General features: G+C 63.8%; 14 protein-coding genes. 9 read left to right on the forward strand and 5 right to left on the reverse strand.

The annotated features are described in order from the left end of the window. Window positions 1-198 precede the first annotated feature (198 nt). Entirely contained in the window at window positions 199-543 is a 345-nt protein-coding gene (locus ABIE62_RS03970) for an SEL1-like repeat protein (protein WP_354323754.1), read from the forward strand. A 6-nt stretch (window positions 544-549) separates the two neighbouring features. Here ABIE62_RS03970 and ABIE62_RS03975 read toward each other — a convergent pair whose 3' ends face one another. Genes ABIE62_RS03975 through ABIE62_RS03995 form a run of 5 tightly spaced genes read right to left on the reverse strand, consistent with a single transcriptional unit; the run spans window position 550 to window position 3,776 of the window. Further along, entirely contained in the window at window positions 550-1,689 is a 1,140-nt protein-coding gene (locus tag ABIE62_RS03975) for a GNAT family N-acetyltransferase (RefSeq protein WP_354323756.1), read from the reverse strand. Beyond that, entirely contained in the window at window positions 1,686-2,414 is a 729-nt protein-coding gene (locus ABIE62_RS03980; protein WP_354323758.1) for a glycerophosphodiester phosphodiesterase family protein, read from the reverse strand. The genes ABIE62_RS03975 and ABIE62_RS03980 overlap by 4 nt, the downstream gene beginning before the upstream one ends. Continuing rightward, window positions 2,411-2,866, reverse strand: a complete 456-nt coding sequence (locus tag ABIE62_RS03985) for a RidA family protein (protein ID WP_354323759.1) — start codon at window positions 2,864-2,866, stop codon at window positions 2,411-2,413. The genes ABIE62_RS03980 and ABIE62_RS03985 overlap by 4 nt, the downstream gene beginning before the upstream one ends. 2 nt (window positions 2,867-2,868) lie before the next feature. Further along, complete coding sequence (locus ABIE62_RS03990; RefSeq protein ID WP_354323760.1) at window positions 2,869-3,489, reverse strand: HAD family hydrolase; 621 nt, start codon at window positions 3,487-3,489, stop codon at window positions 2,869-2,871. After that, entirely contained in the window at window positions 3,486-3,776 is a 291-nt protein-coding gene (locus tag ABIE62_RS03995) for a DUF3572 domain-containing protein (RefSeq protein ID WP_354324091.1), read from the reverse strand. Before ABIE62_RS03995 ends, ABIE62_RS03990 begins: the two co-directional genes overlap by 4 nt. A 39-nt stretch (window positions 3,777-3,815) precedes the next feature. On the opposite strand from ABIE62_RS03995, the gene ABIE62_RS04000 reads away from it, so the two are divergent. The 8 genes from ABIE62_RS04000 (at window position 3,816) to ABIE62_RS04035 (ending at window position 9,646) form a co-directional block, all read left to right on the forward strand. After that, window positions 3,816-4,184: a response regulator gene (locus ABIE62_RS04000; protein WP_354323762.1), complete on the forward strand. Its 369-nt coding sequence runs from the start codon at window positions 3,816-3,818 to the stop codon at window positions 4,182-4,184. Window positions 4,185-4,330: 146 nt separating this feature from the next. Further along, window positions 4,331-4,573: an acyl carrier protein gene (locus tag ABIE62_RS04005; RefSeq protein ID WP_354323764.1), complete on the forward strand. Its 243-nt coding sequence runs from the start codon at window positions 4,331-4,333 to the stop codon at window positions 4,571-4,573. A 14-nt stretch (window positions 4,574-4,587) separates the two neighbouring features. Next, a complete protein-coding gene (gene spt / locus ABIE62_RS04010) occupies window positions 4,588-5,814 on the forward strand; it encodes a serine palmitoyltransferase (protein WP_354323765.1) in 1,227 nt (408 codons plus the stop codon). Window positions 5,815-5,951: 137 nt separating this feature from the next. Then, the gene (locus ABIE62_RS04015; protein WP_354323767.1) at window positions 5,952-6,416 is read left to right on the forward strand and encodes a hypothetical protein; all 465 of its coding nucleotides are present in this window, start codon (window positions 5,952-5,954) and stop codon (window positions 6,414-6,416) included. After that, window positions 6,416-7,744, forward strand: a complete 1,329-nt coding sequence (locus ABIE62_RS04020; RefSeq protein WP_354323768.1) for a DNA-packaging protein — start codon at window positions 6,416-6,418, stop codon at window positions 7,742-7,744. Before ABIE62_RS04015 ends, ABIE62_RS04020 begins: the two co-directional genes overlap by 1 nt. Window positions 7,745-7,773: 29 nt before the next feature. After that, the gene (locus ABIE62_RS04025; RefSeq protein WP_354323770.1) at window positions 7,774-8,943 is read left to right on the forward strand and encodes a phage portal protein; all 1,170 of its coding nucleotides are present in this window, start codon (window positions 7,774-7,776) and stop codon (window positions 8,941-8,943) included. Beyond that, window positions 8,940-9,245, forward strand: a complete 306-nt coding sequence (locus ABIE62_RS04030; protein ID WP_354323773.1) for a DUF6127 family protein — start codon at window positions 8,940-8,942, stop codon at window positions 9,243-9,245. Before ABIE62_RS04025 ends, ABIE62_RS04030 begins: the two co-directional genes overlap by 4 nt. Further along, window positions 9,242-9,646: an HK97 family phage prohead protease gene (locus ABIE62_RS04035; RefSeq protein WP_354323775.1), complete on the forward strand. Its 405-nt coding sequence runs from the start codon at window positions 9,242-9,244 to the stop codon at window positions 9,644-9,646. The genes ABIE62_RS04030 and ABIE62_RS04035 overlap by 4 nt, the downstream gene beginning before the upstream one ends. Window positions 9,647-9,723 lie beyond the last annotated feature (77 nt).

The raw sequence follows: 9,723 nt of genomic DNA on the forward strand, positions 1-9,723 counted from the left end.
TGGTCCCAGCCGTCTGAAGCAATGCGCGCCCTATAGGCAAGGCCCCCTATACGCACAAGCGGGTTTGGGAATGTTGTGGGGGCAAATGTCAGCGGTGCAGAAAGTGCCATTGGCGTTAACCAATTATTGACCATGTTAGCCGAGTTCTGATGCCGGGAAGGCCGTTTGGAAGCGGTCTGGTGAACCGGGGACGACATCATGAATATCATTGCGATCAGCACCAAAGACACGAATGTTTCACGTGAAACACTTCCACACGATACACGGGGCGAGGCGGCACTTGGCCGCTGGCTGGCGGCGGCAGCGACGGGTCAAGCGGGGGCCTGCTTTGATTTGGGCGTCGCGTTCTCGACCGGCAGCAACGGCGCACCGTGTGATCTGATCGAAGCCCACAAATGGTTCAACCTTGCCGCAGCGCGCGGCCATGAAGAAGCCGCCTATTGCCGCGCCGACATTTCCGAGGAAATGACCGCCCGCGAAATCGCCGAAGCCCAGCGCCGTGCCCGCCAGTGGCTGGCCGAAGGCAATCAGCGCGCCGCGTAAGCCGCGTTAGTCGCCCTTCCTGAACGGGGTGCGCTCACCAAGATACATCCGATCACTCGCCACGCCTGCGCGTTCGCGTTCGAGGAAATCGGCAACCGCCGCGCGAAAGCCGGGATCGGCGATCCAATGCGCGGACCACGTCTGCACCGGTTCATACCCGCGCGCCAGCTTGTGCCCGCCCTGCGCGCCCGCCTCAACCCGGCCAAGCCCGCGCGCAATCGCGATGTCGATCGCCTGATAATAGCACAGTTCAAAATGCAGGAAGCGCACGTCGCGGGTGCAGCCCCAATAACGCCCGTAAAGCGCATCGCCCCCGACAAAATTGAGCGCGCCCGCAATCGGCTGCGCACCGTCATAGGCGAGGAGCAGCACAATCCTGTCCCCCATCCGCTCCCCCAGCAGGCTGAAGGCTTCGCGGGTGAGATAGGGTTGGCCCCATTTGCGTTGCCCGGTGTCCTGATAAAACACCCAGAACGCATCCCAATGCGATTCGGTGATTTCCGCGCCGGTCAGGTGCCGGATGCTCAGCCCTTCGCAGGCGGCCGCGCGTTCCTTGCGCAAATCCTTACGCTTGCGCGATGACAGCGCGCCTAGAAACGCGTCAAAGCTGGCATAGCCACGATTGAACCAGTGGAACTGGATGTCTGATCGCGGCATCCACCCGCCAGCCTCGAACAGCGGCAATTGATCGGGCGCGATGAAGGTCGCGTGGGCCGATGACATCGCGTTCTGCGCGCACACCATTTCCGCCGCCTTGAGCAGATGCGGGGCAAGTGCCGGATCGCTCAGCAACAGACGAGGGCCGGTGGCAGGCGTAAACGGCGCAGCGATTTGCAGCTTGGGGTAATAACGCCCACCCGCGCGGTGCCATGCGTCCGCCCAGGCATGGTCGAACACATATTCGCCCTGGCTATGCCCCTTGGCGTATGACGGCATGGCGGCAAGCAAGCGCCCAGCATCATCGGTGATCGCGATCGGCGCAGGCTCCCACCCGGTGCCGGGGCCGACCGAACCGGAATCCTCCATCGCGGTTAGAAATTCGTGGGATGTGAAAGGGTTGTGATCGCCGCCCAGCGCGTTCCACTGATCGCGGTCAAAACTGCTGACCGAAGGTGCAAGGCGGACGGTCAGTTCAGGCGCGCTCACGCCAGCCCTGCCCCTTCCGCAATCAGCGCATCGGCATGGGCCATTGCGCGCGCACGGGTTTCGGGCGAATTGACCGTCCAAGTGAGCACCGGCAGCCCCCGGGCTCGCAAGCCTGCAACCCACGGACTGGGCAAAGCCGCGACATGGTAAGCGAGAAAATCAGGCTTTGCGATCCACAGCGCCAGCTTGCGTCGCCATGACGTCTGCGTGTCGCCGCGCTCGTCCTCACGCATCACCAGTCCGGCACAGACTCGCGGTGCGTGCCGTCTGAACCACCGGGCGACGCGCGGATCGAAGCTCATAACGGCATGAGGCCCGGAATAGTCCTCAAGCAACCGCGCGACATAAACGCACGTCCAATCAACATCGTAGCCGCGCTTTGACTTGATTTCGATCAGCAACGGCACGCGGCCAGCAACCACATCGAGAAACTTCGCCAGCCGTACGGGATGCTGATCGGTGCCAAGCAGCCTCAGTGTTTCGAGATTATCGGCATCGAGGGCTTCGGTGGCCTCCGATCTTCCCGTCAGCCGCTCAAGTTCCCAATCGTGAAACACCATCGGGTGATCGTCGGCACTGCGCTGAACGTCGCACTCGATGCCCATGCCTGCCGCGATCGCCGCTTCGGCTCCGGCCAGCGAGTTTTCCGGCACGTCCGGCCCATGCAACCCGCGATGGGCATATTCCCACTGCGTCAGCCAGTCCGGAGCGCGCCGTTTGCTCATGCCTTCAGCGCGATCACCGCATCCACCTCAACCGCCGCGCCGCGCGGCAGCGCGGGCACGCCGACAGCGGCGCGGGCGTGCTTGCCCGCAGCGCCGAACACCTGTTCCATCAGATCGGACGCGCCATTGGCGACTTCGGGCTGATCGGTGAAATCGGCGGTGCAATTGATGAAGGCGCCGAGCTTCACGATCCGCTCCACGCGGTCGAGCAAGCCAGCCGCGCCCAATTGCGCAATGATCATCAGTGCGCAGGCGCGCGCGGCGGCCTGACCCTCGGCCACGCTGACATCCTCGCCCAACCGCCCGGTGATCAGCGCGCCATCGACAAATGGCAGCTGGCCGGAAACATGGGCAAAGTCGCCATGCACCACCACCGGCACATAGCTGGCGACCGGCGCTGCGGCCTTGGGCAGGGTAATGCCGAGTTCGGCCAGTTTTGCGGTATAGCTCATTTTCAATCCTCCAAACGTTCCAGCAGCCACGGCAAGGCTTCATCCCAGCGATCTATCCGGGCTTCTGCATGGCCTGCTTTATGTGCGCAATCAATCGCGTGGGCGATCATCGGTTCGCCGCACAGGTGCAGCCGCGTGACCTGCGGGGTGATTTCCGCGACCGAGGCATGGTGTTGCGCCAGATCATCGATGAACAGCGCGCGGGTGGGCGCATATTCATCGATAATCGCCTTGAGCGCCGGGCCTTTCGGCCCCTGATTGGTGAACACGCGGGCGTTGATGCCGACAGCGGCAAGCTGCGCGGCGCGGGCATCGCGGTGGCCATCCACCAGATTGGTCAGGATCACCACATCGGCACGCTCGGCCAGCGTGTTGATCCCTTCGACCGCGCCTGCAATCGGCTGCTGGCTGTCCATCTCATTATCGAAGAACGCGCGCAGCATCCGCCAGATGTCCGCCGGTTCGAGCAACGCGCCGCTATCCTGCCAGCGCAGCGCCTCGGCAAAATTATGCCCTTCCAGCTGGAAGGCCACCCCCTGGCTTGCCTCCAGCCAATCCTTGAACGGGGCGACCATGTGCAACAGCACTTCGTCACAATCGCTGATGATCAGGGGGCGGGTCATGTCAGTAAAGCGTCCTTGGCGGCGACCAGTTCTTCGGGCGTGACGGCCAGTGCCTCTGCCGCGCGAATCAGATCGGGTTCGTGATTGGTAAGGAATTCGATGGCCGAGGCAAGGATGGCAGGATCTCCCAGCCCGGCGCGCAGAGTATCGGGATCAAGCCCGGTCAGATCAAGGTAGCGCGCGGCGCGATCCTCGCCCTCAAGCACCCAGCCGAGCGCGGCCAGCGCCAGCGCCTGCGGGTTGAGCGGATCGGGTTCGGGGCGAAGCGGGATTGTCCTGTCCTTTATGCAAGGTTAGTCGTAAGCCAGACGAATGCGGGGCGAGCAGTGACAAAGCGGATCATGGTTGTCGAGGATAATGACCTTAACCGGAAATTGTTCTGCGATGTGCTGCGCGCCAACGGGTTCGACGTAGAGCCTGTGGATGATGGCAACAAGGTGCTGGAAACCGCGCGCGCGACCTCGCCCGATCTGATCATCATGGACATTCAACTGGGCGGGGTATCGGGGGTTGACCTGATCGAAGCTGCCAAGCGCGATTCGGCGCTGTGTTCGATCCCGGTGCTGGCAGTGACCGCCTTTGCGGCCAAGGGCGATGAAGAACGTATCCGCGCGGCGGGCGCGGCGGGCTATCTGTCAAAGCCGGTGTCGATCAGCCCGTTCATGAATGCGGTGCGCGGGTTGCTGCCTGCCTGACGCGCGGTTTCGTGTTGCCCATGCACGCGCAAATCGCGTCTGTAAAAGCGCCGAAACCTTGACAATCTGCATCATCCGCCGCTTTGCAAGCGTATCAATCCGGCAAGCGCCGCCATCACACCAACCGCCGAAAGCACCACCCCGCCATGAACTCCGCTGAAGTCAATGAGCGCATTCGCACCCTGATCGAACCGTTCAACAAGAAAGGCATCGCCATCGAAGACGCGACCACCTTTGCCGGCGATCTTGAATTTGACAGCCTGACCGTGATGGATTTCGTCGCTGAAATCGAAGACGAATTTGATGTGATCATCTCGATGAACCAGCAGGCTGAAATCGAAAACTGGGGCCAGCTTGTCGCGGCAGTGCACAAGTTGCAGGATAGCTGATAGAGGCCGCGTCCATGACCGAAACGCTCACCGCCCCCGCCACGGTTGATCTGCTGGCGAAGTTCGATCCCATCATCCAGACCCGTGAAGCGCTGCTTGCTGCCGGGGTGGAAGACCCGTTCAATCTGGTGATGGAACAGGTGCTGTCCCCCACCCGCGCGATCTGCAACGGGCGCGATACGATCCTGCTCGGCACCTATAACTACATGGGCATGACCTTCGACGATGATGTCATCGCGGCAGGCAAGGCGGCGATGGAGGATTTCGGCGCGGGCACCACCGGCAGCCGTGTGCTCAACGGCACCTTCCGCGATCACCGCGATGTGGAAACGGCGCTGCGCGAATTCTACGCCATGGATCACGCCATGGTGTTTTCGACCGGGTATCAGGCGAACCTTGGCATTATCTCGACGCTGGCGGGCAAGGGCGATTACATCATCCTCGATATCGACAGCCACGCATCGATCTGGGATGGCTGCGCGATGGGCAACGCCGAGGTCGTGCCATTCAAACACAACGATATTGAGGCGATGGAAAAACGCCTGAAGCGCGTGCCCGAAGGCGCGGGCAAGCTGGTCGTGCTCGAAGGCGTCTATTCGATGATGGGCGATGTCGCTCCGCTGAAGGAAATGGTCCGCATCGCCAAGGAAAACGGCGCGATGGTGCTGGTGGATGAGGCCCATTCGATGGGCTTTATCGGCCAGCACGGCCGCGGCGTGGCCGAAGAACAGGGCGTGATCGACGATGTCGATTTCATCATCGGCACCTTTTCCAAATCGGTCGGCACGGTCGGGGGGTTCTGCGTATCGAACCACCCGAAGTTTGAAGTGCTGCGGTTGGTGTGCCGCCCCTATGTCTTCACCGCGGCGCTGCCGCCGAGCGTGATGGCGAGTTCGGCCACGTCGATCCGCAAGCTGATGCATGGCGGGAACAAGCGCGCGCATCTGTGGGAGAACAGTCGCACGCTGCACCAGGGTTTGCGCGATCTCGGCTTCACGCTCGGCACAGCCACGGCGCAAAGCGCGATCATCGCGGTGATCATGCCCGATCTGGAAAAGGGCGCGATGATGTGGGAGGCGCTGTTGAAAGAGGGCCTCTACGTCAACCTCGCCCGCCCGCCTGCAACCCCTGCGGGCATGACCCTGCTGCGCTGTTCGCTATGCGCCGAACATTCGGCCGAGCAGGTCACGACCATCCTCGGCATGTTCGAACGCGCGGGCAAGGCGATCGGGATTATTTAACCCATTTGGTTATTTATCTTGACATCGTGACGCTCTCTGGTTAGATAGGGGCATAGTCGAGAAATAGCGATTCGCCAGCGGGCGGCCTTCCGGGTGGAAGTGCCGCCTTTTTGCCGTTCGCAAAGGGAGATCTGCCCATGGCAAAACGCGGCCCTGCGCGAACCAGCGCCGATGATACCGCCACCCATCACACCACCGATCGCCGCTGGCGCACCCGCTTTATTGATTACCTTGCAATCAGTTCCAACGTCACCCGTTCCGCCGAACACGCTGGCATCGATGTCAGCCGCGCCTATCGCCTGCGCCGCGCCGATCCCGATTTTGCACGGCAATGGCAGGTGGCGCTGGCCGAAGGGTATAGCCACCTTGAAATGGAAGTCCTGCGCCGCCTGCGCGAAGGCGATTTCAAAACCGGCGATGGCGAGAAATTCGATTTCGCCAACGCCATCCGCCTGCTCGCCGCGCACCGTGATAGCGCCGCCAACGGGCAAAGCCGCGAACGCGATGTCAGCGCCGAAGAAGTGCGCGCGTCGATCGACAGCAAGATCGAGGAAATCCGGCGGCGCATGGTCAAGGCCAAACCCGGCGACACGCAGGCCTGATGTCCGCACCGTTCGAATGGATCGTCACCGCACCGCCCGAAGTAAGGCGAAAGCTGGTCAGCCAGCTCAGCCAAAGGGAGAAAAACGACCTTGCTTTCATCTGGCCCTATGCCGCCCGCCCCGAACAGCTGCCTCCGCCGGGCGACTGGCGGATCTGGATGACCATGGCCGGGCGCGGGTTCGGCAAGACCCGCGCTGGTGCCGAATGGGTGCGCATGATCGCCGATAGAAACCCCGATGCACGGATCGCGCTGGTGTCCTCCTCGCTGGCAGAGGCGCGCGCGGTGATGGTTGAGGGCGAAAGCGGCCTGCTGTCGATCTATCCGCCCACCGCTCGGCCCCGGTTTGAACCATCGCGCCGCCGCATCCGCTTTGCCAATGGTGCGCAGGCGCAGTTGTTTTCCGCCGCCGAGCCGGAAAGCCTGCGCGGGCCGCAGCACAGCCACGCCTGGTGCGATGAAATCGGCAAGTGGCCGCTGGCGCATGAACGCGCCACGCGCTGCTGGGACAATCTGCTGCTCGGCCTCAGGCTGGGGAATGATCCGCGCATCGCGGTTACAACCACCCCGCGCGCGGTGCCGCTGGTGCAGCGGCTGATCGCGCAGATTGGCAGCGCCGGGGATGTCGCCATCAGCCGCGGGGCGACCAGCGATAATGCCGCCAATCTGCCGCAGCGGTTTCTGGATGCGATTGCCAGCGAATTTGGGGGCACCCAGCTTGCCAGACAGGAAATCGAAGGCGAATTGATCGAGGATATCGAAGGCGCATTGTGGACCCGCGCGCTGATCGAACAGGTGCGCGAAACCGGCGCCGTTCCCGCAGCTGTGCGGGTGGTGGTGGCGGTTGATCCGCCTGCATCGGCCACGGGCGATGAATGCGGGATCATTGTGGTCGCCTTGGGCGAAGACGGCATTGCCCGCGTGCTCGCCGATTGTTCGGCCCAAGGCGCAGCCCCTGCCGAATGGGCGCAGAAAGTCGCCGATGCTGCGCGCGAATGGGGTGCTGACCGCGTTGTGGCAGAGGCCAATCAGGGCGGGGCGATGGTCGAAAGCGTGCTGCGCGCCGCCGATCAGGCGCTGCCGATCAGGCTGGTGCACGCTGCCCGCGGCAAGGTTGCCCGCGCCGAACCCATCGCCGCGCTCTACGCCGCCGGGCGGGTGCGCCACGTGGGGATGTTCGCACGGCTCGAAGACCAATTGTGCGGGCTGCTGGCGGGCGGAACCTACGCCGGCCCCGGCCGCAGCCCCGACCGCGCCGATGCGCTGGTGTGGGGATTGAGCGAATTGATGCTGGGGCGGAGCGCCCGCCCCAGCGTGCGGCCAATCTGACGCGCCGCGACCAAGACAAAGGAAATCCGATGGCATTGCTCGACACTCTCCTCTCCGCCTTCAAGGGCGGGGAGCGCGCCCGTGTGCCTTTGGCGCCCGGCATGATGCAGGGGTGGCACCCGGCGTTTGCGGCTGGGCCTGGGCCGCGCAGCTATGATTATGCCCGCGCGATTGGCGAAGGCTTTCTGGCCAACCCGATTGCCCAGCGATCGGTCAGGATCGTGGCCGAGGCGGTGGGGCAGGCCCCGCTCGCCTGCAATGATCCGCGCCTCGCCGCGCTCGTCACCGCTACCAGCGCCGGGCAATCGCTGATCGAAACGCTGGCCGCGCAATTGCTGCTGCACGGCAATGGCTATGTGCAGATCCTGAAGGATGCGAGCGGCACGCCGGTGGAGTTGTTCGCGCTGCGGCCCGAACGGGTGAAGGTGGCAACCGGGCCGGATGGCTGGCCGTGCGGCTATGATTACACGGTGAATAACCGCACCGCGCGGATCGCGGTGGAGGATGAGGATGGCTGGCCGGGGATCATCGCGATCCGGACGATGCATCCGCTTGACGATCACTGCGGCGCGGGCGCGCTGGAGGCGGCGTGGCAGGCGGTGCTGATCCACAATGCCGCAACCCACTGGAACCGCGCGCTGCTGGAAAACGCGGCGCGGCCTTCGGGCGCGCTGGTTTACGAGCCGGGGGACGGCGCGAGCCTCGCTCATGAACAGTTCGAACGGTTGAAGCGCGAGCTGGATATCGCCTTTTCGGGCGCAGCCAATGCGGGGCGACCGATGTTGCTCGACGGCGGGCTGAAATGGCAGAGCATGGCGCTGACCCCGGCGGACATGGACTTCGCGACGCTGAAAAGCGCGGCGGCGCGCGATATCGCGCTGGCGTTCGGGGTGCCGCCGATGCTGCTCGGCCTGCCGGGCGACAACACCTATGCCAATTACCGTGAGGCCAACCGCGCGCTGTGGCGGCTGACGCTGCTGCCGCTGGCGGAGAAACTGTTTTCCGCGCTGCGTCAGGGCCTCGCTCCGTGGTTCCCCGGTGCCGAAATCGGGGTCGATCTCGACCGGGTCACGGCGCTGTCGGAAGACCGCGAGCGATTGTGGTCGCAGGTGTCCGACGCCGATTTCCTGACCCGCGCGGAAAAACGCCAGATGCTGGGCCTGAGCCCTGAAGAACAGCCAGAGGAGAATACCGCATGAGCCGCGCAGATGTGCTTGCCAGCCTGATGGTGCAGGCCCGCAATGATGGGGCAGCGCTGGTGACTTTACGCGCTATTGTCGAGGAATCGAGCGCGCTCGCCACCGACCGGGTGCTCGAACGGCTCGGGCTGGGCGATGCCGGGGCCGAGAGCGATCTGGTTCAGCTGCGCGAACTGCTGCGGGCGTGGCGCGATACCAAGGCCAGCGCGTGGAAAGCGTTGATGGAATGGATCATCCGCGGCGCACTGGCGTTGCTGCTGATCGGGATCGCGGTGCGCCTTGGCGTGTGGGACCGGCTATGAGCGCGCGGGCCATGCGTTTTGCCGGCTATGCCGCGCTGTTCGATATTCCCGATGCAGCGCGCGACACGATCCGGCGCGGAGCGTTCGCCAAGACGCTGGCGAGCCAGAATGCGCCCTTGCCGCTATACTGGCAGCACCGCCCGGATCAGCCGATCGGCGTGATCGAGCAGGTGTCAGAGGACGCGCGCGGTTTGCGGGTGATCGCCCGGATCGACCGGCCCGATAGCCGCGCGGCGATGCTGCTGGCGCAAGGCGCGGTAAGCGGCCTCAGCTTCGGCTTCCGCACCCGCGCGGCGCGGCAATCCGATCAGGGGCGCGAACTGATCGAGATTGACCTGTTCGAAGTCAGCCTGGTCACCCACCCGCTGCAACATCGAGCCAGGGTGCATTTTGTAAGCTGACCGAGCCGACCAAACCACTTTCCACCGGCCGCCATTGGGGCGGCCTTTTTTCTGCCCAACCGAAAGGCCAATGCCCC

Source organism: Porphyrobacter sp. MBR-155 (assembly GCF_040547625.1).
In the GTDB taxonomy this organism is placed as follows: domain Bacteria; phylum Pseudomonadota; class Alphaproteobacteria; order Sphingomonadales; family Sphingomonadaceae; genus Erythrobacter.

What these genes read in the sequence shown, in the direction of transcription:
- ABIE62_RS03970 (WP_354323754.1), top strand. Translation starts at nt 199, where the DNA reads ATGAATATCATTGCGATCAGCACCAAAGACACGAATGTTTCACGTGAA.
- ABIE62_RS03980 (WP_354323758.1), bottom strand. Translation starts at nt 2,414, where the DNA reads ATGAGCAAACGGCGCGCTCCGGACTGGCTGACGCAGTGGGAATATGCC.
- ABIE62_RS03985 (WP_354323759.1), bottom strand. Translation starts at nt 2,866, where the DNA reads ATGAGCTATACCGCAAAACTGGCCGAACTCGGCATTACCCTGCCCAAG.
- ABIE62_RS03990 (WP_354323760.1), bottom strand. Translation starts at nt 3,489, where the DNA reads ATGACCCGCCCCCTGATCATCAGCGATTGTGACGAAGTGCTGTTGCAC.
- ABIE62_RS04005 (WP_354323764.1), top strand. Translation starts at nt 4,331, where the DNA reads ATGAACTCCGCTGAAGTCAATGAGCGCATTCGCACCCTGATCGAACCG.
- spt (WP_354323765.1), top strand. Translation starts at nt 4,588, where the DNA reads ATGACCGAAACGCTCACCGCCCCCGCCACGGTTGATCTGCTGGCGAAG.
- ABIE62_RS04015 (WP_354323767.1), top strand. Translation starts at nt 5,952, where the DNA reads ATGGCAAAACGCGGCCCTGCGCGAACCAGCGCCGATGATACCGCCACC.
- ABIE62_RS04020 (WP_354323768.1), top strand. Translation starts at nt 6,416, where the DNA reads ATGTCCGCACCGTTCGAATGGATCGTCACCGCACCGCCCGAAGTAAGG.
- ABIE62_RS04025 (WP_354323770.1), top strand. Translation starts at nt 7,774, where the DNA reads ATGGCATTGCTCGACACTCTCCTCTCCGCCTTCAAGGGCGGGGAGCGC.
- ABIE62_RS04030 (WP_354323773.1), top strand. Translation starts at nt 8,940, where the DNA reads ATGAGCCGCGCAGATGTGCTTGCCAGCCTGATGGTGCAGGCCCGCAAT.
- ABIE62_RS04035 (WP_354323775.1), top strand. Translation starts at nt 9,242, where the DNA reads ATGAGCGCGCGGGCCATGCGTTTTGCCGGCTATGCCGCGCTGTTCGAT.